We start from the raw sequence: 24,715 nt of genomic DNA on the forward strand, positions 1-24,715 counted from the left end.
ACCCATGGATGCAAGAGACAGACTGATCACGGCCCTGGATTTCCCCACCTTTGACCGGGCCAAAGCCCTGGTGGAAGAACTGGGGGATGCAGTGACCTTTTACAAAGTGGGGATGGAACTGTTCTACGGGGCCGGTCCGGACATCATCCGGTACCTGAAGGACAAGGACAAAAAAGTGTTCCTGGATCTGAAGCTCCAGGACATCCCCAATACGGTGGCTCACAGCCTGGCCGTGCTGACCCGGCTGGGAGCGGATATCATGAACGTCCACGCGGTGGGCGGCCCCAAGATGATGGCGGAAGGCATGAAGGCGGTGAAGGAAGCGGCGGCGGAACTGGGCCGGCCTGCACCCAAACTGATTGCCGTCACCGTGCTCACCAGCATGGATGAAGCCCAGTGGAAGCCTCTGAACTATGCCAAACCCATTGGGGAAGAGGTACTGGACCTGGCGGCCCTTACCAAAGAAAGCGGCCTGGACGGGGTGGTGGCTTCGCCCCGGGAAGCGGCCGGGATCCGGGAAAAATGCGGGAAAGATTTCCTCATTGTGACCCCTGGGGTGCGGCCGGCCTGGGCTGCCACCAACGACCAGAGCCGGATTGCCACCCCGGCGGCTGCCATCGGCAACGGGTCCACCCATCTGGTGGTGGGACGGCCCATTACCCAGGCGGAAAACAAACAGGAAGCTGTACGGAAGATCCTGGAAGAAATGGAAGGAGCTTTTTAAATGAACGATACAACGGTACTGCATATGCTGGAAGAAACCAACGCGGTGATGCATGGTCATTTTCTGCTGACCAGCGGCCTCCACAGCCCCACCTATGTGGAAAAATTCAATGTGCTGCAGCAGCCCCGGTACACGGAAGCCCTGTGCAAGGAAATCGCTGCCCGGTTCGTCAACGACAACGTGGAACTGGTGGTGGGCCCCATGACCGGCGGCATCCTGCTGGCCTATGAAGTGGCCAAGAACCTGGGCACCCGGTTCTTCTTTACGGAACGGGTGAATGGGAAGATGACCTTCAAGAGAGGGTTCCACATTGAACCGGGGACCCGGGTACTGATCGTGGAAGACATCGTCACCACCGGCGGCAGTGTACGGGAAGTGCTGGACGTGGTGAAAAGCGAAGGAGGCGTACCGGTGGGCGTAGGCCTCCTGGTGGACCGGAGCGGCGGCAAAGTGGATTTCGGCGTCCGCACCGAGCCTCTGCTGCGCCTGGACGTGGAAGCCTACAAACCGGAAGACTGCCCTCTGTGCAAACAGGGTGTGCCTCTGACCCAGCGGGGACGGACGGGGAAATAAAAAAAGAGGTGTGAAAAAATTCACACCCCCGGTCACTGACCAGTGACAAAAAAGGGGCTGTCCGGAAGGACAGCCCCTTTTTCCTTATTTCTTTTCTTCCCCTTCAACTTCTGCAATGCAGTCGTTGATGTCGGCGATCAGGGCATCTACGTCGATGCCGTGGGCAGCGGCGCCCTGGCCGATGGTTTCGAAGTTGGCGGCCATGCAGCCGATGCAGCCCAGACCATACTGCATAAAAATGTTGACGATTTCAGGGTGCATCTGCACCGTTTCAATAATGCTGGAATCAGCAGTAACCTTTTCCATCTGAATCCTCCTCAATTACATTTAATGGGTATGATTTATTATACCATAGTCTGTCAAGGAACAATATGGCTAACGCAATGGCTAACGCATAACCCAGGCGCGGAATATGCACCCATCTACTTTGTCAGCAGCGGATTTTGACTGTGACATGTACGTCCTTGTACTATGTCCCAGTCAAAATCCGCTGCTTTCGCGTATCTGGGTACATCTTCCGCGCCTGGAAGGAATGGACTGGCTCATGCCATCCAGACTCGTGAATTTCGACCCATCTTCCGCGCCTGGCGGGAAATGGGGGCGGGCGGCCGGGCCTGCCGCCCCTACGGACCCGTGAGCGACCTAACCACCTGACCCTGCCCTCCGGGTGTCTTGACCGGTTTTTCATTGCTTTTTCATGGAAAACATTCTATAATGGGGAAAAGTGGTGGAAAGTGGCGAATTTTTTTGGGAAGGGTGGGATGGCCGATGCTGATGGGCGAATTTGAACATGCGCTGGACAGCAAGGGCCGTCTGTTCGTCCCGGCAAAGATGCGGGAGAACCTGGGCCCTTCCTTTGTTGTTACCAAAGGAGTGGACGGCTGTTTGGACGTGTACCCTCTGGAAGCCTGGGAAAAACTGAAGAACAGCTTTGCCCAGAAAATGATGCCCAAGCAGAAGATGCGGGATGTGTCACGGTTCATTTTCGGCGGCGCCTGTGAGGTGGAGCCGGACAAACAGGGTCGGATCCTGCTGCCTGCCAACCTGCGGACCTATGCCCAGATCGGGGAAACGGCCCTGATCGTGGGGGTGGGGAGCAAGGCGGAAATCTGGGATGCCCAGCGCTATGCGGATTACACCAAGGCCGTGGAAAGCGATGTGGCGGAACTGATCGAAGAATTGGATTTTGAATAAAAGCGGTCAACGGCCGATGGATGCCAAACGCTGAAGGAATTTGGCCTGCTTGGAAACGCAGCTGGCGCTGCTAACCCACCACCAGCCTGACGGCTGGTCCCCCGCCCTTGAAAAGGGCGGATATAAATGGGGGACAGCCATGTTCGGCTTGCCCCCCTTGAAAAGGGCGGATATAAATGGGGGACAGCCATGTCCGGCTTGCCGCCCTTGAAAAGGGCGGATATAAATGGGGGATAGCCATGTCCGGCTTGCCGCCCCCTTGAAAAGGGCGGATAGGCAGGTACGCATGGCAAGAATGAATAGATTGGGGTTTGTCATGGAATTTGTCCATAAAAGTGTATTATTGGAAGAAAGTGTCCGGTGGGTGGTCACGGATCCCAAGGGGATCTATGTGGACTGCACGCTGGGCGGGGCCGGCCATTCCCACCGGATTACGGAACTTCTGGACCCGGAGGGGATGCTGATCGGCATCGACCAGGACGAGGACGCCATTGCAGCAGCCACCGAGCGGCTGAAGGACGCCCCGTGCCAGGTAAAGATCGTCCACAACAATTTCCGGAACCTGGATGCCATCCTGGAAGACCTGGGAATCCCCCAGGTGGACGGGATCCTGTTCGACCTGGGAGTGTCCTCCTATCAGCTGGATACCCCGGAGAGGGGGTTCTCCTACATGCATGACGGGCCTCTGGACATGCGGATGGACCAGGAGGCCAGCCTGACGGCGGAACAGGTGGTGAACCGGTACAAGGAAGACGACCTGGCCGGGATCATCTACAAATACGGGGAAGAACGGTGGGCCAAACGGATCGCCCAGTTCATTGTGGCAGCCCGGAAGGATCATCCCATCCGGACCACCGGGGAACTGGTCCACATCATCAAGGCGGCCATTCCCAAGGGGGCCCGTCAGGACGGACCCCATCCGGCCAAACGGACCTTCCAGGCCATCCGGATCGAAGTGAATGACGAACTGAAGATCCTGGATGCCACCATGGAAGCGGCGGTCCATCATCTGAAACCGGGGGGCCATATCGGGGTGATCACTTTCCATTCTCTGGAAGACCGGATCATCAAACAGGCCTTCAAACGGCTCCAGCGGGGATGCATCTGCCCGCCGGAACTGCCGGTGTGCGTCTGCGGACGGAAGCCGGAACTGAAAAAATTGAAGGAATTCACTCCCAGCGAAGGGGAGCTGGCGGAAAATCCCAGAGCCAGAAGCGCCCGGCTGCGGGGGGCCGTGAAGATCTGAAACAACAAACCAACGAAGGAGAGGCAGCATGGATACCAGGAAAAACAGCCGACCCATGGAGTGGCCGTCTCAGAAATACTATACCTACGGTTCTGCAGCCGTGCAGGAAGAGGAGACTCCTGCGCCTTCCCGTCCCCGGCAGCGGCAGCAGACGTCCAAACCGAAAAAAACCGTAAAGAAGGAAAATATTGTGCTGCGTCGGGTTGCATTTTATGCCTGTTTGGTATTATCATTAATATTCGTGAATGTGGCTCTCAGTCAGCTGTTCTTCGCCCGTTCTGACGATCTGGTAAAGCTCAAGGCCGTGGAGGCCCAGTGCCTGGACGAGAACGAGACCCTGAAAATCGACGTGGAACGGCTCCGGAGCCCGGAGCGGATCACCAGCATAGCCGAAAAGAAACTGGGCATGCAGACCGCCCGGAGCAACATTTATGTAAGAGAGTAGGCAGCGGAGCTGCCTTTGATTTGGGCGGCAGCCTGCCCGAACCGGGCCCGAAAGGCCCACATAGCCATTGGCAGACAGCCTGTTTTCCAGTTGTCTGCCAATCATAAGGGGGATCAACATGGAAAGAAAACTGCAGGATGTAATCAGACAGCTGCCTGGTGCCGTGGTTGCAGGGAATGGGGCAGATCGGACTGTTTGCGATTTGACCATCGATTCCCGGACCGCCGGTCCCGGCAGCCTTTTTATATGCATCAAAGGGGTCAACACCGATGGCCACAAATACATTGCCAAGGCCGCAGCCCAGGGCGCGGTGGCGGCCCTGACGGAAGCAGACACGGAAGTGCCGGAAGGGATGACGGTGATCCGGGTCCCCAGCACCCAGGAAGCGGTGAAGACCCTGGCACCCTGGTTCTACGACTGGCCTGCCCGGAAAATGCGGATGATCGGAGTCACCGGCACCAACGGGAAGACCACCACCACCAATATCCTCCGGACCCTTCTGACCCGGACCGGCCACAAGGTGGGGCTCATCGGCACCATCAACGTGATGATCGGTGACCAGGTCCGCACCAGCCACAACACCACCCCTGATGTGGTGGATCTGCAGAAAATGCTCTATGAAATGGTGGAAAGCCACTGTGACACCTGTGTCATGGAGGTTTCTTCCCATGCCCTGGCCCTGGACCGGGTGGCAGGGATTGAATATGATACGGCGGTCTTGACCAACATCACCCAGGACCATCTGGATTTCCACAAGACCATGGAAAACTACCGGGAAGCCAAGGCCCTGCTGTTCACCCGTCTCCATGAAGGGGTAAAGCCCAACAAGACGGCGGTGTTCAACAGCGATGACCCAAGCTCTGCCCTGATCATGCCCCGGGTGAAGACAAAGATCATGACCTACGGGAAGGGGAAGGACAACGATGTGTACCCCCTGACCTTCCACGTGGCCGCCACCCATATGGAACTGAACCTCCATACGCCGGTGGGAGAAATGGACCTGAAGCTCCACATTACCGGGGAATTCAACGTGTACAATGTAATGGGGTCCATTTGCGCCGCCATTGCAGAAGGCCTGACCCGGGAGGACATTATCCGGGGATTGGACGATTTCGCCGGGGTCCCCGGCCGGTTCCAGCTGATCCATGCAGGCCAGCCCTTTACGGTGGTGGTGGATTATGCCCACACCCCGGACGGCCTGGAAAACGTGCTGAAGACCGCCCGGCAGATCACCAAAGGGAAACTGTGGGTGATCTTCGGAGCCGGGGGAGACCGGGACCGGAAGAAACGGCCCATTATGGGGCAGATTGCCCTCAATCTGGCGGACATTGTCATCGTCACCAGCGATAATCCCCGGACCGAGGACCCGGAAGCCATTATCCGGGATATTGAAGAAGGACTGAAAGAAAATCCGGAAGGAAAAGAAATCCACAAGATCACCGACCGGCGGAAAGCCATCGACTATGCCATGGCCCATGCCAAACCGGAAGATGTGGTGATGATAGCGGGAAAAGGTCACGAAAATTATCAGATCCTGAAGGACCGGACCATCCATTTTGACGACGGAGAAGTGGTACGTGACTTTTTCCAGAAGGGGAAGACCAATGCTTGATGCTGCTTTGCTGAAAAACGCCCTCCAGGTGCCCATGGCCTTTGAGGACGGAGAAGAGTTCACGGATGTTACTACGGACTCCCGGGCCATTGTGCCCGGGTGCCTGTTTGTGGCCCTGAAAGGGGAAAAATTCGACGGCCACCGGTTCGTGGCCCAGGCCCTGAAAGACGGAGCCCGGGGAGCGGTGGTCTCGGAAGTGCCGGAAGGGGTGCCGGCGGACCGGTGCATCCTGGTGCCGGATACCCTGGAAGCCTACCAGAAGATCGCCAGCCGGTACCGGCTGGACAAAAAGGGACTGACGGTGATCGCCATTACCGGCAGCAACGGCAAGACCTCCACCAAGGATTGTATTGCGGCGGTGCTGGGAGAAAAATACCGGGTGATCAAGACCCAGGCCAACTTCAACAACGAAATCGGCCTGCCCAAGACCCTGCTCACCATCCGGGAGGATACGGAAATGGCTGTGGTGGAAATGGGCATGCGGGGCCTGGGACAGATCCGGGCCATGAAGCACATTGCCGTTCCCGATGCAGCGGTGATCACCAATGTGGGGGATACCCATCTGGAACTTTTGGGATCCCTGGAAAACATCGCCAAAGCCAAAAGTGAGATCCTGGAGGATTTTACGCCCCAAAACCATGCCTTTTTGAACGGGGATGATCCCCGGGTCAGCGTCATGAAAACGGGAGCCACGGTCCACACCTACGGCATCGACAGCGACGCAGACGTAAAGGCGGTGGAGATTTCCGCCGACGGTCTGGCCACCCGGTTCGTGTACCGGAGCCGGATCACCGGGAATACCCAGGAAGTGAAGCTGCCTCTGCTGGGACGGCACAATGTGATGAACGCCCTGGCTGCGGTGGCGGTAGGGGAAGTGTACGGCGTCCCTGACGAAGCCATCGCCCGGGGCCTGGAAAACCTGAAGATGACGGGCATGCGCCAGGAAATCCTCCATTTCGGCCCGGTGACGGTGATCAACGACGCCTACAACGCCAGTCCGGCTTCCATGGAAGTGGCGCTCCAGACCCTCCGGGATGTGGTGAAGAACCAGGGGAAAGGCCGGGCCGTTGCAGTGCTGGCGGATATGCTGGAACTGGGGGCCCATTCCCAGAGCGGCCATACCCAGGTGGGGGAATGGTGCGGAAAATACGGGGTGGAAGAACTGATCTGCTACGGACCGGAAAGCCGGTACACGGCGGAAGCGGCCGAAAAAGCCGGGGTTCCCGTCCACTATGTGGAAAACAAGGAGGCAGCGGCTCCCGTACTGGCCAATCTGGTCCGGCCCGACGATGTGGTGCTGCTGAAGGGCTCCCATGGGATGGAAGTCTTTTCCCTTATTGATACGGTGTTCCGGAAGGGGGCCAAAACATGCTGAGCGGTGTGGGCATCCTGGTCACTTCCTTTGTACTGACGGCCATTTTCGGCCGGTTCCTGCTGCCGCTGCTCCACAAATGGCATTTCGGCCAGAGCATCCGGGAATGCGGGCCCAAGGAACATCTGAAGAAAAACGGTACTCCCACCATGGGAGGCCTGATGATGATCGCCGCGGCCATTGTGGCTTCTCTGGTGTGGATCCCGCTGGATTCCCGGACCATTGTGGCCCTGTGGCTGTTTGTGGGATACGGTGTCATCGGGTTCATCGATGACGGCCTGAAGATCTTCTTCAAGCGGAATCTGGGGCTTACCTCCAAACAGAAGATGGCCCTCCAGATCCTGGTGGCGGCTGTCTACCTGCTGTATCCCGGAGACGTGACCGTATACAGCACCCGGATCTGGGTACCGGTGGTGAACGCCACTGTGGACCTGGGAGCCGGGTATTACCTGTTCCTGCTGCTGCTCCTGGTGGGCACCACCAATGCGGTGAACCTGACCGACGGCCTGGACGGACTGGCTTCCAGCGTAACCATTCCGGTGATGCTGGCTTTTGCCTATATCGGCTTTGCCAGCCATCTCCTGCCGGAAGCCCTGTTTGCCCTGTCCATTGTGGGCTGCTGCCTGGGCTTTCTCATTTACAACCATCACCCGGCCAAGTGCTTCATGGGGGACACCGGTTCCCTGGCTCTGGGCGGGGCGGTGGCTGCCGTGGCCATCGGGACCCATACGGAACTGCTCCTGGTGGTGATCGGGGGTATCTACGTGCTGGAAGCCCTGTCTGTAATGCTCCAGGTGGGGTATTTCAAAATGACCCACGGGAAGCGGATCTTCCGGATGGCTCCTCTCCATCACCATTTTGAACTGGGAGGCTGGAAGGAAGTCACTGTAGTGAAGCGGTTCTTCCTGGCTAGCTGCCTGTTCTCCCTGCTGGGGGTGGGGCTGTATCTGATGAAGTAACAGGGCTGCTGATTGAACAGCAGCCCGTAGTCGGAAGTCTGGAGTCAGAAGCCTCAGGACAGAATCCGTCAGGCTGGACGGATTCTACTGAATATGTGGACCGGTAACGAAATTCTCATGATGACCATTTCGTACAAAGGTTATACATATTCAAAGAATTTGCTTTGCAAATTCATCCTGGAGCTTCCGACTTCCGACTTCTGACTTCCGACTCAATAAACGATTCACGATGAACGATAAATAGCATAAACTTGGGGGGCATCATCATGGATGACAAAAAGAAAATCTTTGTGTACGGGGCCGGAATCAGCGGCCAGGGCGTTGCAGAAGTCCTGGCCCAGAAGGGCTCTGCCGTAATCTTATACAACGATGACAAAAAGGACCTGGATCCGGCCTGGCTGAAGGCTTTTGAAGCCCGGGGCGGGGAATATGTCCAGGAGACGGACCCGGAACCCTATCTGGAACAGTGCCATCTGTTCATTATCTCTCCCGGGATCCCCTTTACTACGGAAACGGTGAAGAAGGCCCGGGACCTGAAAATGGAAATCATCGCCGAAGCGGAAGAAGCCAGCCGGCTGTACAAAGGCCACTGGTGCGCCGTAACCGGCAGCAACGGGAAGACCACCACCACCACCCTTTTGGGAGAAATGCTGGCCACCCTGCCGGTGAAGACCACCGTAGCCGGGAACATCGGCTTTGCCCTCAGCAAGGAACTCCAGGACCTGGACGCAGATTCCTGGGTGGCGGCGGAACTGTCCAGCTTCCAGCTGGAAGGGACCACCAGCCTGGCCCCCGATGTGGCCTGCATTGTGAACATCACTCCGGACCATTTTGAACGGCACGGGGACATGGCCGGCTATGTGGCCGCCAAATCCAAGATCTTCGCCTTCCAGACTCCGGATCAGATCCTGATCCTCAACGCTGACGACCCGGTTTCCAGCAAACTGGGGGACAAGGCCAGAAGCCGGGTGGTCTGGTTCAGCACCCAGAAGGTACTGCCGGAAGGGGGCTTCATCGAAGACGGCTGGTTCACCCTGGCCCTGGACGGGAAGAAGGAAAAGATCTGCCAGGTGTCCGATCTCCAGATTTTCGGGGCCCACAACGAACAGGACGTGCTGGCGGCCTGCCTGTCCGCCCATTTCGCCGGAGTCACTCCGGAAAACATGGCCCGGGTGCTGAAAGCCTTCCGGGGTGTGGAACATCGGCTGGAATATGTGACCACCATCAACGGGGTGAAATACTACAACGATTCCAAGGCCACCAACACCGATTCCGCCATCAAGGCCCTGGAAGCTTTCAAAGACGGCCATGTGATCCTGCTGGCAGGAGGCCACGACAAAATGACCAGCCTGGATGATCTGATGGAAGCGGTAAAGGCCAAGACCGATGCCCTGATCCTTTTGGGAGAAGCCCGGCAGCGGTTCTGTGAAGCAGCCAAAAAACACGGAGTCCAGAACATCATCATGATCGACGGCACCTTTGAAGATGCAGTGCGGAAGGCTTATGCCATAGCAAAAGCCCCTCAGGTGGTGCTCCTGTCCCCGGCCTGCTCTTCCTATGACATGTTCGCCAACTTCCCGGAACGGGGCCGGGTATTCAAGCAGATCGTCCATGATCTGGCCAAGGAGGCGGAAGCGTGAAAGTCGTACTGTCCGGCGGGGGCACCGGCGGCCACATCTATCCGGCACTGACCATTGCCGGGGCGCTGCGGCGGCTGGACCCTGACTGTGAAATCACTTTTGTGGGGACCCGGAAAGGGCTGGAAAAGGACATCATCCCCCGGTACGGATATCCCCTGGAATTCATCAAAGTGGCAGGCTTTGAACGGCATCTGGGCCTGGGCACCCTGAAAAGCGCCGGAGAACTGCTCCTGGGGCTGAAGGAAGCCTACACCCTGCTGAACCGGATCGATCCGGACCTGGTGATCGGCACCGGGGGCTACGTGTGCGGCCCCATTCTGTTCTGGGCGGCCATGAAACGGGTGCCCACCTGCATCCAGGAACAGAACGCCATGCCCGGGGTCACCAACAAGATCCTGTCCCGGTTTGTGGACCGGGTGTTCCTGGGCTATAAAGAGGGAGCCAGGTATTTCGCCTCCCATGCCCAGAAAGTCTATACCGGCAACCCGGTACGCCAGGAGATCCTGGATGCCAGCCGGGAAGAAGGCCTGAAGAAGTTTGGCCTGGATCCGGACAAGACCACCTTGCTGGCCTTCGGGGGCAGCCGGGGGGCCCGGACCATCAACCAGGCCATGGTGACTGTGGAACAGCAGCTGGCCGGGAATCCCCGGATCCAGATCCTCCACGCCACCGGCACCGTAGGGTATGAAAAGCATGCGGAAGCCCTGGGAGACCAGGTGCTCCATGCCGGGAACATCCATGTGGTGCCCTATCTCCACGATATGCCCCTGGCCCTGGCAGCGGCGGATCTGGCGGTTTCCCGGGCGGGAGCCATCGGGCTGGCGGAACTGATGGTGAAGGGAATCCCCTCCATCCTGGTTCCCTATCCCTATGCCACAGCCAACCACCAGGAATACAATGCCCGGGCCCTGGCGGCCAAAGGAGCGGCCCTGGTGGTGCTGGACAAGGACCTGAACGGGGACTGGCTGCTGGGAGAAGTGGAAAAACTGCTCCAGGAACCGGAACGGCTGGAGACCATGCACCGGAGCGCCCTGCGGTGCGCCATGCCCCAGGCGGCGGATGCCATTGCGGAACAGGCACTGGCACTGGCCGAAGGGAACAAATAGGAGGAAGAGACCATTGGTTGATCTGGATAAAATCAAAAACATACATTTCATCGGCATCGGGGGAGCGGGGATGAGTGCCCTGGCCTACGTGATGATCAAACGGGGGTACCATGTGTCCGGCTCCGATGCCAAACCCGGGTACATGGCCACCAAGCTTGCCAAGGAAGGGGCCCTGGTATTCATCGGCCACGCTGCCTGTCAGATCGAACGGGCGGAAGTGGTGGTGGTGTCCACTGCCATCCATCCTGACAACCCGGAACTGGTGGAAGCCCACCGGCGCCAGGTGCCGGTGATCCACCGGAGCGACGTGCTGGCGTATCTCATGAACAAGCACAAGGGGATTGCGGTGGCCGGGGCCCACGGGAAGACCACCACCAGCTCCATGCTCAGCTGCATCACCAGCGACTGCGGCCTGGATCCCACCATTGTGGTGGGGGGCATCGTAAACAACCTGGGGTCCAATGCGGCCAACGGCAAAAGCGACTATGTGGTGGCAGAAGCCGATGAAAGCGACGGCTCCTTCCTGAAGTTCAATCCCTACATTGCGGTGGTCACCAACATCGAAGACGACCACCTGGACCATTACGGCAGCCAGGAAAACATCCAGAAGGCCTTTGCTCAGTTCGTTTCCCAGATCAAGGACGAAGGCTGCGCCGTATTGTGCTATGACAACGACCGGGTGCGGACCATCGGGGAAGCCACGGACAAAAAGGTGATCAGCTATGGCATCGATAGCCAGGATGCAGATTACCAGGCCAGGAACATCATCTACGGCACGGACGGTACCCATTTCGATGTGGTGTACCAGGGAGAGACCATCGGTCAGGGCCATCTGATCATCCCCGGCCGGCACAATGTGCTCAATTCCCTGGGGGCCATTGCCGCTGCCCGGGAACTGGGACTGCCCCTGCCGGACATCCTGGCTTCCCTGGAAAAATTCAGCGGAGCCAAGCGCCGGTTCGAAACCAAGGGGAAAGTGGACGGCGTCTGGGTGGTGGACGACTATGCCCACCATCCCACGGAAATCATGGCCACGCTGAAGGCGGCCCGGCAGACCCATCCGGAACGGCTGATCGTGGTGTTCCAGCCTCATCGGTACACCCGTACCCAGCTGCTCCTGGACGAATTCGCCGTGGCATTTAAAGATGCGGACCGGCTGATCGTCACCGACATCTATGCAGCCAGTGAGGATCCCATTCCCGGGGTCACCGGAAAAATGCTGGCGGACAAGGTACGGACCACCACCGGTCAGGAAGTGGAATACATGGCTGACCAGCCCACCATCCTGGACCATCTGGAACATGAGGCCCAGAGCGGGGACCTGATCATGACCATCGGGGCCGGGGACATCTACAAACTGGGAGAACATCTGGTACAGGCACTGGAACGGAGGAACTGACAATGGATAAAAAAGATCGTGTGGCAGTGGTCATGGGCGGACCTTCCAAAGAACGGGAAGTGTCCCTGAATACCGGGAACGCCATCCTGAATGCCCTGAAGGAAAAAGGCTATGATGCAGTGGCCATCGACCTGGATCCGGAACACATCGTGGACCAGCTGAAGGCCTCCGGCGCCAAGGTGGTGTTCAACGCCGTCCACGGGCTCTACGGGGAAGACGGCCGGCTCCAGGGCATCCTGGAAATGCTGGGGATCCCCTATACGGGCAGCGGAGTACTGGCCAGCGCCCTGGCCATGGACAAGGTGTACACCAAGCATCTGTTCCAGAACAACCATGTGCCTACCGCCAAATGCATCTTTCTGGACAAGAAGCGGGACCAGGACCCCAAGGACCGGATCCTGAAGGAAATCGGCATCCCCTGTGTGGTAAAACCGGCCACCCAGGGCTCCAGCATCGGGGTAGTGATCGTAAAGGATGAAAAGCAGCTGGATGATGCCCTGCAGGAAGCCTTCCAGTACGGGGACCGTGTGCTGTGCGAAGCCTTCTTCACCGGCAAGGAAGTGGCCGCCGGGGTGATGATGGAAGAAGACGGCCGGGCCATCCCCATGCCGCTGGTGCTCATCGAACCCCATGTGAACTTCTACGATTTCCACAACAAGTACACCAAAGGGGCCACCACCTACACCTGCCCGGCTCCCTTTGAGGAAGCAACCACCAAGCGGCTCCAGAAGATCGCCGTGGCCGCTTACGAAGCCCTGGGCTGCAGCGGTGTGGCCCGGACGGACCTGATGCTGGCGGACAACGGGGACTGCATCGCCCTGGAAGTGAACACCATCCCCGGGATGACTGCCACCAGCCTGATCCCCAAGGCCGCTGCCGCCATGGGTATTTCCTTCCCGGATCTGTGTGAAAAGATCCTGAAGACGGCCCACTGACATGAAACGGCCCAATTGGTTCCAGCCCAAGATCGGCCGGAAGCGGCCGGAAAGCCGGCAGCCAGGGCAGGAAAGGACCCGGCGGCTGAGCCGGGACAGCAGCCGGCAGGAGGGGGATGGGAGCAGCAGTTCCCGGAACCCTTCGGAAGGACACCGGGAAACCAGCACCTTCCGGCAGGAAATGCGGGCAGCCCGGCTCCGCCAGGAACAGCGGCGGAAAGAGGAGCAGGAACGGCAGAAGGAACGGGAAAAAGTCCGTCAGGAAGCCCAGGCCTATATTTACGGCCGGACGGAAGAGGCGGAACGGAAAGCCCTGGAAGACCGGGCGGTTGGACGGGAAACCTTCCGGCTCCGGCAGGAACAGAAGGCGGAAGCCCTGGAACAGAAGGAACCGGGGACCAGCCGGTTCCGGAGGCGGAAAAAGGCGGCAGCACCTGCCGGATCTGAAAAAACAGGCAAAAAAGGGACCCGGCGCCGTGGAAAACGCCGGCTGAACTGGCCCCGGGTGCTGTTGCTCCTGGGTTCCGTGGCTCTCCTGATTGCCTCCTATGTGACCCTCCACCAGCCCTGGCTGGCTTTTGGCCGGCTGGAAGTCACCGGGAACACAGTGGTGACCCTGGATGAAGTGAAGGAAATGGGGGACGCCGGTGATCCGCTGAACATCTTCAACATCAACCGGAAGAAGCTCCTTACCAGTCTCCGGAGTGACTACCGGGTGGAAAAGGCCGACCTGGCCCTGGGCTGGCCCAACATCCTCCGGGTGGTGATCACGGACCGGCAGCCGGCTCTGTATGTGGCCATGGAAGGGACCCAGTATGCCAAGCTGGATCCTACCGGCCACATTATCGGCCTGGCAGACGGAATCACCGGGGGAGACGCTCCCTTTGTGTCCGGCTGGCACATTGCCCAGGGGGAACTGGGGGATATGACGGAAGATGAAGAAATCCAGGGGATCCTGAGCTTCCTCCGGAAACTGGATCCGGAGCTGAAGGAACGGATCATGGAAATCCATGTGGACGAAAACAAGAGCCTGAAGATCTACCTGCACAACGGGATCCCGGTGATCCTGGGCACCTATGAAAATGCCCAGAGCAAGCTGAAGACCTTCAAGGCCATCTGCCAGGAACTGGAAGCCAAGAAAATCAAGGCGCAGTATATCGACCTGACCTACGAAAAACCGTATATTAAACTGTAACAAGGAGAATGCCATGGTCTTTCGCAGTCATAGAGAGAAGTTCTTCCTGTTTCTGGTGTGCCTGATCGTGGGCACCATGATATCCACCCAGTTCCGCAGCGCGGAACAGGCCAAACAGTCTGTGAACCAGCAGCGGGCGGAAGATCTGGTGGAGAAACTGAAGAACGCGGAAAAGGAAAACAAGGAACTGGCCAACCGGCTGGAAGAACTGGAGACCCAGGGAGCCGGCGGGGACAAGAAAGTCCTTAACGACCTGAAGATCAAATCCGGGGAAGTGGCCCTGAAAGGCCCCGGGGTGGTGGTCACGGTGAACGACAGCCAGGTGAAACCCAAGGCCGGGGAGAACCCCAACCTGTATGTGATCCACGATGATGATCTGCTGCGGCTTTTGAACGAACTCCGGGCCGCAGGGGCGGAAGCCCTGGCCATCAACAAGGAACGGCTGCTGGATGTATCGGAAGTCCGGTGCGCCGGGCCCACTGTTTCGGTGAACAACACCCGGTTCACCCCGCCCTACGAGATCCGGGCCATCGGGGATCCCCAGACTCTGGAAAGCGCCCTGCGGCTCCGGGGCGGAGTGGTGGAAACCCTGAAGTTCTGGGGGATTTCCGTGGACGTGAAGAAAAAGGACAGCGTGGAGATCCCTGCCTACAAGGGAACCCGTCATTTTGAATATGCCAAGCTGGAAGAGGGGGGAGCCAAATGATCTATGCCCTGTTGGGACTGGCGGCGGGCATTGCTCTGGGAGCCTATTTCCCGGTGGTGCCGCCCATGTACAGCAAACTGGTGGCCGTGGCTTTCATGGGCTGCCTGGATGCGGCGTTCGGCGGCTTCCGATCTTCCCTGGAAGGTCATTTCGACCACCGGATCTTCCTCAGCGGCTTCTTTGCCAACGGGATCTTCGCCGTGTTCCTGTGCTATTTCGGATACCGGCTGGGGATCGACCTGTACTATGTGGCCCTGATCGCCTTCGGTCTGCGGATCTTCAACAACATCGCCATTATCCGGCGGCTGCTGATGGGGAGCTGATGGTTCGGTGAACAATCTCCGGTAAAGAAGGCAAAATTTTCCCCAAAATGGGGATGAAATATTATCTGTTAAATGGTATACTAGATATAGTGTACGAAGAAACAAACTATCCAATCACACAATAGATGAGGAGGACCATGAAACATGTTTGAGGCAGACAAAGATACGATGGATCAGCCCCTGGAAAAAATCAAGGTCATCGGTGTGGGCGGCGGCGGCAACAACGCCGTGGACCGCATGATCGAGGCCGGACTCCAGGGTGTGGAATTCGTCGCTGTGAACTGCGATGCGCAGCAGCTGAAAAAATCCAGCGCCCCCACCAAGATCCAGATCGGTGAGGACGAAACCAGAGGCCTGGGTGCAGGGGCCAACCCGGAAGTAGGGGAAAAATCTGCAGAAGAATCCAAAGACGTACTGGCAGAATGCGTGAAAGGTGCTGACATGGTCTTCATTACCGCTGGTATGGGCGGCGGTACCGGTACCGGTGCAGCCCATGTGGTGGCAGAAATGGCCAAACAGGCCGGTGCTCTCACCGTTGGCGTTGTGACCAAGCCTTTCTCTTTTGAAGGACGCCGTCGTTTCAACGTGGCTGAACAGGGGATTGCCAACCTGAAAGCCAAGGTGGATGCCCTGATCACCATCCCCAACGACCGTCTGCTCCAGGTTGTGGATAAACGGACTTCCATGAAAGATGCCTTCAAACTGGCCGATGATGTGCTGCGCCAGGGCGTACAGGGAATCTCTGACCTGATCAGTGTCCCCGGTCTGATCAACGTGGACTTCAACGACGTAAAGGCCGTTATGACCAACGCCGGTTCCGCCATGATGGGCATCGGCACCGCCAAGGGTGACGAAGGCGCTGCGGCTGCAGCTGAAAACGCTGTGAAGAGCCCCCTGCTGGATTCCACCATCGAAGGCGCCAAAGGGGTGTTGCTGAACATCACCGGCGGCCCCAACCTGAGCCTGATGGATGTGAACGAAGCCAGCAAGATCATCACCGATGTGGTGGATCCTGATGCCATCATCATCTTCGGGGCCAACATCGACGAAAGCATGGAAGACGAAATCCGTGTCACCGTCATCGCCACCGGCATCGACGAAGGGAAACCGGCTGCCGGTACCACTACCCCGAAACCTGCTTCCTTTGTAAAACCCCAGACTTCCACCAGCCGGATCACCAAGGCTGCTGAAGAAGCTGCCGGTTCCAAGGTGAGCAGCTTTACTTCTCCCACTTCGGAGATTCCGCCCTGGATCCGCAACAAATAAGGAACTGGGGGTGTAGGTTATGAAATGTCCATTCTGTGGCTGCGAAGATAGCCGTGTCATCGATTCCCGTTCCGTTGAAGAGGGGGCGTCCATCCGGCGGCGTAGAGAATGTCCCCGCTGCGGACGGCGTTTCACGACTTACGAAAAATATGAACAGATCCCTCTGTTGGTCATCAAACGGGATGGCCGGCGGGAAATGTTCGACAGCAAGAAAATCCTGGCCGGACTCCTGCGGGCCTTTGAAAAACGGCCCTTTACCTACGAACAGATCCAGTCTCTCACCAGTCAGATCGAGAACGAGATCCGGGCGTCCGGGGAAAATGAAGTGAAATCCACGAAAATCGGAGAAGTGGTCATGGCCCGTCTGGAAAAGATCGACCAGATTGCCTATGTGCGGTTCGCCTCCGTGTACCGCCAGTTCGCCGACGTGAACAGCTTCATGCAGGAAATCCAGAATATGCTGGATAAGGGAAAAGGAAAGTAAATAAAAAAAGCTGTGAAAAAATGAGAAATCATTTTTTCACAGCTTTTTTTTTGTTCGCTGCCGATTTTTGCCGTTAATAGCCCGATTTTTCCACTGGGGAAGGAATTTTTCTTTGGACCTCGAAGGGTAACAGGGAAAGGAGGTGAAACAGATGGAACAGTTTCACTGGAAAGCCCGTACCCGGGAAGGACAGCTGTGCCAGGGGACCCTTTCTGCAGCCACCCTGGAGGAGGCCGGGAAGGAACTGGCCCGGCAGTATCCCTATATCCTTCAGCTACGGAGGGATAACTTCCTGGAAAAACAGTTCCAGGGGAAGCGTTCTCTGAGAGACCTGGACCGGGAAACCTTCTTCCGCCGGCTGGGACTGCTGCTCCAGGGAGGTCTGCCCATCCTCCGGGCCCTCCGGGCTCTGGAAGGCCACAGTTCCCCTGCGGTGAAGGAGCTGTGCCGGGAACTGGACCACGCCCTGGGCCGGGGCTTTTCCCTGTCCCAGGCCCTCCGGCAGCAGGAAAAGCAGGTGGGCAAGCTGGCAGGCCCTCTGGCGGCAGCCGGGGAGAACAGCGGTCAGCTGCCTCTGGTATTCCAACAGCTGGCGGTATTTTATCAGAAAAAACGGGAGAATCAGAAAGCAGTGCTCCAGGCCTGTCTGTATCCGGCGCTGGTGCTGGGCTTGTCCCTGGTGCTTACCGGAGTGTTCTGCTGGCTGGTGGTGCCCCTTTTGGGGGACCTGTACCAGTCCCTCCGGCTGGAACCGGCGGCGGGCTTCCGGCTGCTCCTTACGGTGGTCCGTAGCTTCCAGGCGCATCCTTTGGTGTTCCTGGGTCTTCTGATTCTCCAGGGAGCCGGGCTCCTTCTGGTGTGGCGGAAAAAGTCCCGGTGGCTGCCCCGGCTGCCCCTGATCCGGAACTGGGTCCGGACCTTCTGGGAAATCCGTTTCCTGGGGCTCCTGGCCCTGCTGCTTAGGGGCGGCCTGCCTCTGGACCGGGCCCTGCCTCAGGCGGCTCAGATTTTGCCGGAAGGGCCCTGCCGGACCTGTGCCAGGGCCATGGAACAGGCGGTGGTGGCAGGATCGTCCCTGGCAGGCGCCGCCCGGCAGCAGCCTCTGCTCCTGAGTCCCCTGGCGGTGGAATTTGCCGCCCTGGGAGAAGAAAGCGGCCACCTGCCGGCTCTTTTGACGGAAGCCGCTCATTTGTTGGACCAGGATTTCCAGAACCGGCTGAAACAGGCCAAAACCCTGCTGGAACCGGTGCTGCTCCTGGTCCTGGCCGGGGGCTGTACGGCCATGCTGGTGCTGCTCCTGTCCCCGCTTTTTGCCCTGCTCCAGGGACTGCCCCTGGTGCCCTGATTCATTGACCTATTGAATCTATGCTCTGTCTCACGAAAGGAGAAAGAAATGCAGACAACGATGAAAACCAATTGTATCCTGAAAGCAACCCAACCTGCCAACACGATCCGCCGGAAGAAGCAGCCCGGTTTCACCCTCATCGAACTGATTGCCGTCCTGGCCATCATAGGGGGCCTGGCTGCTTTCCTGCTGCCCTCCATCCGCAGCGCCATGGACCGGTCCCGGGACAGCCAGCTGATTTCCGACATGGCCCTGCTCCAGAGCGGCGCCCAGCTGTACGAACTGGAACTGGCGGAAAAGCCCCGAGACATCCAGAGCCTGGTGGACAAGAAATACGTGCCCAACCGGGACTACAGCAAGATCTCCATGAGCGAAACCGACGGGGAGTACGTGTTCACCGCCACTTTGAGCAACGGGGAGAAAGTGTCCAGCGACACCCTGGGAGAAAAGAAAGGGGCAGAGGCATGAATCCCAGGGCCCGTCGGCAGGGCGGCTTTGTGCTGACGGAACTGCTCCTGGTGCTGGGGCTTTGTCTGGGGCTGGTCCTGGCTCTTTTGCCCTGCCTGTCCCGGTGGCAGGAGCTTGCCAATGGGTTCCGGCTCCAGCTGGGAGCCCGGGCCGCCGGCAGCACCTTTACCGCCCTCCAGCAGCGGGCCCAGTACCTCCACAGCAACCATGTACGGTTTTCCATGAATCCAAAGGGCAGCCAGGTGTATGGCCAATACGGGACCAGGCAGCGGACTGTGCTGGATTATCCTTCCCTGGGTCTGGAGGATTTCCGGGTCCGGACCTTTGAAGGAGGCTTCACCCCCACCGGCAACGGGGAAGAGGGGTTTGCGGTGGCCGTCTGCCAACAGGCGGATCCTGACCGGTACCAGCTCCTTTCCTTTTCCCACTTTGTGGGACGGATGGAATACCATGGATTCCGGTAAACGGCAGCCCGGGTTCTTCCTGCTGGACGGAATCCTGGCGGTGTTCCTTCTGGGGGCGGCGGCCCTGTCCTTTGCAGCGGGCTCCCGGCTGGCTCTCCAGGGCGTCCGGCTCCGCCGGGAACTGGAAACGGGAAGCCGGCTGGCGGTCCGGCTCCTGGAGGAGGGGGAAAATCCGCCTTTCCCGGACCCGGAGTGGGAGACAGAAACCGTTCTGGAACCGGTGCCCCAGCTGCCCGGGGTGATGCTCCGGAAAATCTGCCTCACCCGCCGGGGGAAAGGACGCTGCTGCTATGCCCGGTATGAGAAAAAGTAAAGGAAGCCTGCTGGCGGAAGGGCTGGGGGCCCTGGCCCTTTTTACCCTGGTGCTGTGCCAGCTGCTCCAGGGACTGCCCAACTTGTGCCGGTTCATGGAAAGCTGCTGGACCCAGGGAGAACTGGACCGGCTGGAACAGGACCTCCACTCCCGGCTGGAAAGCCGGTTCTTTTACGAAGTGGAACAGGTCCGGGTGTTCCAGGGGGACCATGGCACGGAAGTCCGGTGTTACGGAAGGCCGGATGCCGCCTGGGAATCCTGGTTCGTCATGACCACCGCCAAACGGCCCTGGCCCACCCTGTACGTAAAGATCTGGAAACCCCGGAAGCACAACCCGGTGAGTCTGGCGGTCTCTCCGGAACATGTGCAGGTGGAGAATTTTTCCGCTTCCCTTCCAGAGCCGGGAAAACTGGCCTGGGAGCTGACCCTCCGGGATCGGAAAACCGGTCAGGAGAAAGTGTGGAAGGAGGTGCTGCCCTATGGCCGGTAAGAAATCTCCCGGGATGATCAGCCTGGTGCTGCTGGTGGGGTTGGGGCTCCTGGGCACGGTGTGGGCCGGGCTTCTGGGGGTGACCCGCCAGGCTCTGAAGGACTGGCAGCTGAAGCAGGAGGCCCGGCAGGACGCTGTCCTGTTCCGGAGCCTGTGCGGGATCCGGGAGGGAGAGCCCTTCCTGGCACCGGGAGAAAAGCGGCAGCTGGAACCGGTCCGGTTCCAGCCGGAGGGACCGCTGGTCTATGCTTCCCTGGAAACCATCCAGGAGGGCCGGATCCGGGAAGAAGTCCTCCGGCTCCACCGGGAAACCGGAGAAGAACTGATGAAAGGCCGGCGGTATGAAATCCGGATGCCCGGTACAGAGCCTGGGGAGATCTTTCCAGAAACCGGCATCTGGGCGGAGGGACGGAAGGAGGGGAAGCTGTTTGTGGACTGGTCCCTGTTCGGGCGGAAGCCTGCCTGGTCCCTGCCTGATTCCCGGCGGATGGAAGCCCCGGTGGAAAAAGTGTTCTGCTATGGCCGGGAAACCCTCCAGTGGCCGGAAAAAACAGGCCGGACAGTGCTGCTCCAGGGCAGCGGGGTGCTGGTGAACCGGGGGAGCATCCGGTTCCGTCAGGGCTTCCGCTGCAAGGGGGATTTCCGGTTCCTGGCCAACGGGGATATTACCGTGGAAAAAGGCGCCCGCCTGGAAGATGCCTACCTTTACGCCACCGGAACCCTGACCCTGGAACCAGGCTCCCACGTAACCGGGATCCTGGCCTGCCGGGGGCCCATCGTGGTGAAAAAGGGGGCGGAGTTTGTGAAGAGCGAGGGGGTGGTGGGGGTTTTCCGCACAAAGGCTATCGCATAACCCAGGCGCACGATATGGGCCCATCTGCTTTGTCAGCAGCGGATTTTGACTGGGGCATGTACGTCCGTGTACTATGCCCCAGCCAAAATTCGCTGCTTTCGCGCATCTGGACCCATCTCGTGCGCCTGGCAGGGAATCGGAGGGACGGATTTCACCAACAAAAAGTCCGCCCCGGGAGGGGAGGGGGACCATGCGGAGCACGGTGGTGGGGGCATCGGCGACAGCCGATCCTTTGCAGGGCCGGCCGAAAACAAGGGAGTGTCTGGCAGAAGCAGAAATATGATGACAGCAGTATCCATTGCTGTCTCTTAGGTAGATAGTTTCCGTACCACCGTCAAGGGATTCGGTCCTTTAAGGACCTCATGCCCCCACCACCGGGCAAGCCCGGTCCCCCGCCCCTGCAGGGCGGACTTGCCCTCCCGGCGGAGAGTCCTCGCGGGTGTATGGGTATTGAAGTTTTTCCCCTCTGGGCGGCCGGGACGGGTTTGCCTGCGGCGAAACCCCTGCGTCGTCGACCTCAAAGCAGCGATAAAAAATTTTTGACCCCATTTCTGAATAACTATACGGCGATGAAGGGTTCGCTGAGAATTTGTTGATAGATACATAGCCCCCCTTTTTTCACAAATTTCATGTTTCTTCCTTCTTTTATCGTGTAGAATAGAAGGGAAGTGATACGAAGGAGGAATATCCATGCATCTGAAAAAATCTGCGGCGGCGCTGGCTCTGGGGCTTTCTCTGGCTCTGCCTCTGTCCGCTTTTGCTTTTGGCCATACCACTCTGCTCCGGCAGGATTATTCGGACGGGAAGGCGGCAGGCCAGGTGCCCTTTGTGGACGGGCTGAAGGAGGCCAATCTCCAGGCCAACCTGAACCACCTGATCAAGGAAAAGGCCAATGCCCTGGGGAAAAAAGCCGGGGGCAAGGCGGTGCTTTCTTATGAAGTGACCATGAACCGGCCTACCCTGTTCAGCATCATCCTGAAGGCGGAAGGGGACCGGACGGTGTATGCCGGCATGAACCTGGACGTAACCGGGGGGAAGGTCCTGGAAGACCAGGATCTGCTGTATACCAATTCCACGGAATATGCCCAGTATATCCAGGGGAAAAATTACGTGTTCGCCGAAGAGGGGATCCGGGTGGCTTCCCAGCCGGAAGGGCCCTTGGACACCACCATCCCTTATACGAAACTGCTGAAGGCCATCAACGTGGCGGAAGGGGCCCGGCTGCTTACCAGCTACAAACTGGACAGCAATGGGGAAGACATGACTCTGGACCTGAAGCCCGGTGAACTGGTGGCCCTGTACATGGATGCCAACCCCACCAGCGGCAACCAGTGGGTGATGGTGGACCAGAGCGCCCAGCCAGGGTTTGTAAACCTGGGCCATTCCTTTACCCTGCCTCTGCTGAACCCCACCGGCCAGGCAGGCTCTCCCGGGGTGACCATCCTGTTTGCCGGTTTCAGCCAGCCCGGTGACTACCAGATCAAAGCGGTCTACGCAAAAAAAATGACCGCCCCCTTAAGGGAGCGGGTGTTTCGGTTCAGGGTGAGGTAGAGGGGCTGTTGCATGAGCAACAGCCCTTTTAGTCGGAAGTCAGGAGTCGGGAGTCGGAAGCCTCAGGAAAGGATCCGCCTGGTTGGACGGATCCTTTCGATTGTATAGAACCAGACTCGAAATCGACCTGGGATATCATTTCATCCAAAGGTTCTACACATTCAAAAATTTGCCTGCAAATTTATCATTCGGCTCCAGACTTCAGACTCCCGACTTGAGCCGCTATGCGGCTCTATAGCTAGGGGCTGTTGCTTATGCAACAGCCCCTTTTTCACTTCCCAAAATACTCCTCATACACCCGTATCAGCTGGCGGGCGGTGGCGGCATCTCCGTAGCGGCAGATCCGGGCCACGTGGAGGGCTTTGCGGCCGAATCTTTCCGGCAGCAGGATCATCCCGTGCATGTTCCACTGGTAGATCCCATTGGGCATCCGGGACCGGAAGTAGTCCGCCAGGATTCCATCTTTGGGGTCGCACCGCTTTTCCAGGGTGTTCACGTTGCTGAATTCCCGGAACCGGTCCTGGTCGTCTGGATGGATGAAATTGCTGATGTAGTAGTCCCAGGCTTTGGGGCTGTCGAAGGTCCTCCCTGGCTGGAAGGGGGAGTTTTTGTACCAGAAGGCCAGGGGACGGGCCTCTTTTTTGTCCATATCCAGCAGGGTCACTGTGTTGTACAGTTCATAGACCCGGTCCTGGAGTCCCTGGAGTTTGTTTGCCTGGAGCCGGTCCATGGTGGTAGTGATGTTCTGGAGCCGGCATTTGTACAGGTAATAGTCATTGGCCTGGGCAATCAGGTGTATCTGGAGCCAGAAGAACTGTCTCTGACTCTGGAAGGTGACGGACCCTTTCTGGCCCGGTTCCGCTACCTGTTGGATGCAGGGGGCCAGGGTCTTCCACAAAAAGCTGTCCGGCCGGCTCATGTCTGCAGCCACGGCTTCCGGATTGGGGAAGCCCATGGACCGGGTCACCTTCTGATAGGCGCTGTTGGAAAAGAAGAATTGGAACTGGTGTCTGTCAGCCTGATCTTTTTTAAATTCCACCAGGGCCAGGGGACTGTCGGTGATCAGATTCACCCGGTCTGCCTCATCGAAATACCGGCGCATGGCGTCTGTTTCGTGGAACAGCCCCACTTTTTCTGCCACCCAGCGGGAATCCACCACTTCCAGGGGACGGCTGAACAGGAATCCCTGGAGCCGGTCGCAGCCGATGGAACGGAGGAATTCCGCATGGTCAGGGGTCTCTACTCCTTCCGCCAGGGTAAAGATGTCCAGCTCTTTGGCCATCCGGACCACATTTTTCACCACGGTCCGGGCCCGGTCAGTGAAACTGTCCAGAAAGGCCATGTCCAGCTTGATGGTGTCGAAACCATAGTCTTTCAGTACGTTCAAAGAAGAAAAGCCGCTGCCAAAGTCGTCCATCCAGATCTCGTAACCGGCGGACCGGAACTGGTCCAGCACCGGGGCAATGGAGCTCATGTCCTGGACAAAGACGCTTTCGGTGATTTCCAGAGCCAGCTGGCTGTGAGGGATGCCGGCCCGGTCCACCCGGCCGTTGATCTCTTCAAATAAATTGCAGGCAAAAAAGTCCAGCCGGGACAGGTTGAAGGAAACCGGCACCATGGCCATGCCTTCATCAGCCCGGGGATGGTAATGGGCGCAGATCTGGTCCACCATGCACAGGTCCAGCTTGTGGATGGTGCCGGATTTTTCCAGGGCAGGGATGAAGATGCCCGGGGAAATCAGCCCGTGGACCGGGTCCTGCCAACGGGCCAGGGCTTCGAAACCGCAGAGGGTATAGGACAGGCTCCGAACAATGGGCTGGAAATACAGTCGGATCCAGCCTTTGGCAATGGCTTCATCTAAATGGGCGCAGACGTACTCCTGGAGAGCGGTCCGGTCCGGGGTATGGAATTGGGAAGCACGGGTATCTGGAGCCATGAGGCACCTCTTTTCTTATTTTCTCACCGGACAGGACCGTCCAGGCTCCCCGCTAACGGAGCAATCCGGAAGAATCCTGTCCCTGCGCGCAAAACACTTTTATAAGTATATACGGA

At 58.4% G+C, this 24,715-nt stretch carries 26 protein-coding genes; 24 read left to right on the plus strand and 2 right to left on the minus strand.

Going from position 1 to position 24,715, the window contains the following annotated elements:
- The first annotated feature begins 4 nt into the window (after nucleotides 1–4).
- A complete protein-coding gene (gene pyrF / locus ACTQY1_RS05980) occupies nucleotides 5–724 on the plus strand; it encodes an orotidine-5'-phosphate decarboxylase (RefSeq protein WP_022486612.1) in 720 nt (239 codons plus the stop codon).
- Nucleotides 725–1,297: an orotate phosphoribosyltransferase gene (gene pyrE / locus ACTQY1_RS05985; protein WP_154487286.1), complete on the plus strand. Its 573-nt coding sequence runs from the start codon at nucleotides 725–727 to the stop codon at nucleotides 1,295–1,297.
- A gap of 84 nt (nucleotides 1,298–1,381) precedes the next feature.
- Here the strand turns inward: pyrE and ACTQY1_RS05990 are convergent, their stop codons facing one another.
- Nucleotides 1,382–1,603 (minus strand): DUF1858 domain-containing protein, encoded by a 222-nt coding sequence (locus tag ACTQY1_RS05990; protein WP_022486910.1) that lies wholly within the window; start codon nucleotides 1,601–1,603, stop codon nucleotides 1,382–1,384.
- Nucleotides 1,604–2,071: 468 nt separating this feature from the next.
- Between ACTQY1_RS05990 and mraZ the strand changes: the two genes are divergently transcribed.
- The 22 genes from mraZ to ACTQY1_RS06100 all read left to right on the plus strand — a co-directional run bounded on the left by mraZ (nucleotide 2,072) and on the right by ACTQY1_RS06100 (nucleotide 22,663).
- Nucleotides 2,072–2,491, plus strand: coding sequence for a division/cell wall cluster transcriptional repressor MraZ (mraZ, locus tag ACTQY1_RS05995; protein WP_229778381.1), 420 nt, complete (start codon nucleotides 2,072–2,074; stop codon nucleotides 2,489–2,491).
- Nucleotides 2,492–2,807: 316 nt separating this feature from the next.
- A complete protein-coding gene (rsmH, locus tag ACTQY1_RS06000; RefSeq protein WP_022486908.1) occupies nucleotides 2,808–3,737 on the plus strand; it encodes a 16S rRNA (cytosine(1402)-N(4))-methyltransferase RsmH in 930 nt (309 codons plus the stop codon).
- A gap of 28 nt (nucleotides 3,738–3,765) precedes the next feature.
- Entirely contained in the window at nucleotides 3,766–4,182 is a 417-nt protein-coding gene (locus ACTQY1_RS06005) for a septum formation initiator (protein ID WP_022486907.1), read from the plus strand.
- A 118-nt stretch (nucleotides 4,183–4,300) separates the two neighbouring features.
- On the plus strand, nucleotides 4,301–5,794 hold the full coding sequence (locus tag ACTQY1_RS06010) for a UDP-N-acetylmuramoyl-L-alanyl-D-glutamate--2,6-diaminopimelate ligase (protein WP_441369173.1): 1,494 nt from the start codon (nucleotides 4,301–4,303) through the stop codon (nucleotides 5,792–5,794).
- Entirely contained in the window at nucleotides 5,787–7,169 is a 1,383-nt protein-coding gene (locus tag ACTQY1_RS06015) for a UDP-N-acetylmuramoyl-tripeptide--D-alanyl-D-alanine ligase (protein ID WP_288311203.1), read from the plus strand. The genes ACTQY1_RS06010 and ACTQY1_RS06015 overlap by 8 nt, the downstream gene beginning before the upstream one ends.
- The gene (gene mraY, locus ACTQY1_RS06020; RefSeq protein ID WP_308664425.1) at nucleotides 7,163–8,125 is read left to right on the plus strand and encodes a phospho-N-acetylmuramoyl-pentapeptide-transferase; all 963 of its coding nucleotides are present in this window, start codon (nucleotides 7,163–7,165) and stop codon (nucleotides 8,123–8,125) included. Before ACTQY1_RS06015 ends, mraY begins: the two co-directional genes overlap by 7 nt.
- A gap of 266 nt (nucleotides 8,126–8,391) precedes the next feature.
- Complete coding sequence (gene murD, locus ACTQY1_RS06025; RefSeq protein WP_302157333.1) at nucleotides 8,392–9,765, plus strand: UDP-N-acetylmuramoyl-L-alanine--D-glutamate ligase; 1,374 nt, start codon at nucleotides 8,392–8,394, stop codon at nucleotides 9,763–9,765.
- Nucleotides 9,762–10,871 (plus strand): undecaprenyldiphospho-muramoylpentapeptide beta-N-acetylglucosaminyltransferase, encoded by a 1,110-nt coding sequence (murG, locus tag ACTQY1_RS06030; RefSeq protein ID WP_022486902.1) that lies wholly within the window; start codon nucleotides 9,762–9,764, stop codon nucleotides 10,869–10,871. The genes murD and murG overlap by 4 nt, the downstream gene beginning before the upstream one ends.
- Nucleotides 10,872–10,884: 13 nt before the next feature.
- A complete protein-coding gene (murC, locus tag ACTQY1_RS06035) occupies nucleotides 10,885–12,270 on the plus strand; it encodes a UDP-N-acetylmuramate--L-alanine ligase (RefSeq protein WP_022486901.1) in 1,386 nt (461 codons plus the stop codon).
- 2 nt (nucleotides 12,271–12,272) lie between these two features.
- Nucleotides 12,273–13,205: a D-alanine--D-alanine ligase family protein gene (locus ACTQY1_RS06040; protein WP_441369174.1), complete on the plus strand. Its 933-nt coding sequence runs from the start codon at nucleotides 12,273–12,275 to the stop codon at nucleotides 13,203–13,205.
- Nucleotide 13,206: 1 nt separating this feature from the next.
- Nucleotides 13,207–14,400, plus strand: a complete 1,194-nt coding sequence (locus ACTQY1_RS06045) for a cell division protein FtsQ/DivIB (RefSeq protein WP_154487276.1) — start codon at nucleotides 13,207–13,209, stop codon at nucleotides 14,398–14,400.
- A 13-nt stretch (nucleotides 14,401–14,413) separates the two neighbouring features.
- The gene (locus ACTQY1_RS06050) at nucleotides 14,414–15,106 is read left to right on the plus strand and encodes a DUF881 domain-containing protein (protein ID WP_154487274.1); all 693 of its coding nucleotides are present in this window, start codon (nucleotides 14,414–14,416) and stop codon (nucleotides 15,104–15,106) included.
- The gene (locus ACTQY1_RS06055) at nucleotides 15,103–15,429 is read left to right on the plus strand and encodes a small basic family protein (protein ID WP_022488223.1); all 327 of its coding nucleotides are present in this window, start codon (nucleotides 15,103–15,105) and stop codon (nucleotides 15,427–15,429) included. Before ACTQY1_RS06050 ends, ACTQY1_RS06055 begins: the two co-directional genes overlap by 4 nt.
- 144 nt (nucleotides 15,430–15,573) lie before the next feature.
- Nucleotides 15,574–16,695, plus strand: a complete 1,122-nt coding sequence (gene ftsZ, locus ACTQY1_RS06060; RefSeq protein ID WP_022488222.1) for a cell division protein FtsZ — start codon at nucleotides 15,574–15,576, stop codon at nucleotides 16,693–16,695.
- Nucleotides 16,696–16,714: 19 nt separating this feature from the next.
- Nucleotides 16,715–17,179, plus strand: coding sequence for a transcriptional regulator NrdR (gene nrdR, locus ACTQY1_RS06065; RefSeq protein WP_154487272.1), 465 nt, complete (start codon nucleotides 16,715–16,717; stop codon nucleotides 17,177–17,179).
- 151 nt (nucleotides 17,180–17,330) lie between these two features.
- Entirely contained in the window at nucleotides 17,331–18,524 is a 1,194-nt protein-coding gene (locus ACTQY1_RS06070) for a type II secretion system F family protein (RefSeq protein WP_154487270.1), read from the plus strand.
- A gap of 48 nt (nucleotides 18,525–18,572) precedes the next feature.
- Nucleotides 18,573–18,992, plus strand: a complete 420-nt coding sequence (locus ACTQY1_RS06075) for a type II secretion system protein (RefSeq protein WP_022488218.1) — start codon at nucleotides 18,573–18,575, stop codon at nucleotides 18,990–18,992.
- Entirely contained in the window at nucleotides 18,989–19,456 is a 468-nt protein-coding gene (locus ACTQY1_RS06080) for a hypothetical protein (RefSeq protein WP_022488217.1), read from the plus strand. The genes ACTQY1_RS06075 and ACTQY1_RS06080 overlap by 4 nt, the downstream gene beginning before the upstream one ends.
- A complete protein-coding gene (locus ACTQY1_RS06085; protein WP_022488216.1) occupies nucleotides 19,443–19,769 on the plus strand; it encodes a hypothetical protein in 327 nt (108 codons plus the stop codon). Before ACTQY1_RS06080 ends, ACTQY1_RS06085 begins: the two co-directional genes overlap by 14 nt.
- Nucleotides 19,747–20,259 (plus strand): hypothetical protein, encoded by a 513-nt coding sequence (locus ACTQY1_RS06090; protein WP_022488215.1) that lies wholly within the window; start codon nucleotides 19,747–19,749, stop codon nucleotides 20,257–20,259. The genes ACTQY1_RS06085 and ACTQY1_RS06090 overlap by 23 nt, the downstream gene beginning before the upstream one ends.
- The gene (locus ACTQY1_RS06095) at nucleotides 20,249–21,112 is read left to right on the plus strand and encodes a hypothetical protein (RefSeq protein ID WP_441369175.1); all 864 of its coding nucleotides are present in this window, start codon (nucleotides 20,249–20,251) and stop codon (nucleotides 21,110–21,112) included. The genes ACTQY1_RS06090 and ACTQY1_RS06095 overlap by 11 nt, the downstream gene beginning before the upstream one ends.
- 690 nt (nucleotides 21,113–21,802) lie before the next feature.
- Nucleotides 21,803–22,663 carry a protease inhibitor I42 family protein gene (locus tag ACTQY1_RS06100; protein ID WP_154487258.1) on the plus strand — a complete coding sequence of 287 codons (861 nt, stop codon included), beginning with the start codon at nucleotides 21,803–21,805 and terminating at the stop codon, nucleotides 22,661–22,663.
- Nucleotides 22,664–22,934: 271 nt separating this feature from the next.
- Here ACTQY1_RS06100 and ACTQY1_RS06105 read toward each other — a convergent pair whose 3' ends face one another.
- Nucleotides 22,935–24,599 (minus strand): EAL domain-containing protein, encoded by a 1,665-nt coding sequence (locus tag ACTQY1_RS06105; protein WP_441369176.1) that lies wholly within the window; start codon nucleotides 24,597–24,599, stop codon nucleotides 22,935–22,937.
- Nucleotides 24,600–24,715: the final 116 nt, after the last annotated feature.

This window comes from Acidaminococcus sp. HCP3S3_G9_1 (assembly GCF_052122455.1).
Classification (GTDB): domain Bacteria; phylum Bacillota; class Negativicutes; order Acidaminococcales; family Acidaminococcaceae; genus Acidaminococcus.

Coding starts and splice junctions, on each gene's coding strand:
- murD (WP_302157333.1), top strand. CDS start 8,392: ATGGATGACAAAAAGAAAATCTTTGTGTACGGGGCCGGAATCAGCGGC.
- ACTQY1_RS06015 (WP_288311203.1), top strand. CDS start 5,787: ATGCTTGATGCTGCTTTGCTGAAAAACGCCCTCCAGGTGCCCATGGCC.
- ACTQY1_RS06080 (WP_022488217.1), top strand. CDS start 18,989: ATGAATCCCAGGGCCCGTCGGCAGGGCGGCTTTGTGCTGACGGAACTG.
- ACTQY1_RS06070 (WP_154487270.1), top strand. CDS start 17,331: ATGGAACAGTTTCACTGGAAAGCCCGTACCCGGGAAGGACAGCTGTGC.
- ACTQY1_RS06050 (WP_154487274.1), top strand. CDS start 14,414: ATGGTCTTTCGCAGTCATAGAGAGAAGTTCTTCCTGTTTCTGGTGTGC.
- mraZ (WP_229778381.1), top strand. CDS start 2,072: ATGGGCGAATTTGAACATGCGCTGGACAGCAAGGGCCGTCTGTTCGTC.
- ACTQY1_RS06055 (WP_022488223.1), top strand. CDS start 15,103: ATGATCTATGCCCTGTTGGGACTGGCGGCGGGCATTGCTCTGGGAGCC.
- nrdR (WP_154487272.1), top strand. CDS start 16,715: ATGAAATGTCCATTCTGTGGCTGCGAAGATAGCCGTGTCATCGATTCC.
- ACTQY1_RS06105 (WP_441369176.1), bottom strand. CDS start 24,599: ATGGCTCCAGATACCCGTGCTTCCCAATTCCATACCCCGGACCGGACC.
- ACTQY1_RS06010 (WP_441369173.1), top strand. CDS start 4,301: ATGGAAAGAAAACTGCAGGATGTAATCAGACAGCTGCCTGGTGCCGTG.
- ACTQY1_RS06040 (WP_441369174.1), top strand. CDS start 12,273: ATGGATAAAAAAGATCGTGTGGCAGTGGTCATGGGCGGACCTTCCAAA.
- ACTQY1_RS06095 (WP_441369175.1), top strand. CDS start 20,249: ATGGCCGGTAAGAAATCTCCCGGGATGATCAGCCTGGTGCTGCTGGTG.
- ACTQY1_RS06090 (WP_022488215.1), top strand. CDS start 19,747: ATGCCCGGTATGAGAAAAAGTAAAGGAAGCCTGCTGGCGGAAGGGCTG.
- pyrF (WP_022486612.1), top strand. CDS start 5: ATGGATGCAAGAGACAGACTGATCACGGCCCTGGATTTCCCCACCTTT.
- ACTQY1_RS06085 (WP_022488216.1), top strand. CDS start 19,443: ATGGATTCCGGTAAACGGCAGCCCGGGTTCTTCCTGCTGGACGGAATC.
- rsmH (WP_022486908.1), top strand. CDS start 2,808: ATGGAATTTGTCCATAAAAGTGTATTATTGGAAGAAAGTGTCCGGTGG.
- ACTQY1_RS06005 (WP_022486907.1), top strand. CDS start 3,766: ATGGATACCAGGAAAAACAGCCGACCCATGGAGTGGCCGTCTCAGAAA.
- mraY (WP_308664425.1), top strand. CDS start 7,163: ATGCTGAGCGGTGTGGGCATCCTGGTCACTTCCTTTGTACTGACGGCC.
- ftsZ (WP_022488222.1), top strand. CDS start 15,574: ATGTTTGAGGCAGACAAAGATACGATGGATCAGCCCCTGGAAAAAATC.
- ACTQY1_RS05990 (WP_022486910.1), bottom strand. CDS start 1,603: ATGGAAAAGGTTACTGCTGATTCCAGCATTATTGAAACGGTGCAGATG.
- ACTQY1_RS06075 (WP_022488218.1), top strand. CDS start 18,573: ATGCAGACAACGATGAAAACCAATTGTATCCTGAAAGCAACCCAACCT.
- ACTQY1_RS06100 (WP_154487258.1), top strand. CDS start 21,803: ATGCATCTGAAAAAATCTGCGGCGGCGCTGGCTCTGGGGCTTTCTCTG.
- pyrE (WP_154487286.1), top strand. CDS start 725: ATGAACGATACAACGGTACTGCATATGCTGGAAGAAACCAACGCGGTG.
- ACTQY1_RS06045 (WP_154487276.1), top strand. CDS start 13,207: ATGAAACGGCCCAATTGGTTCCAGCCCAAGATCGGCCGGAAGCGGCCG.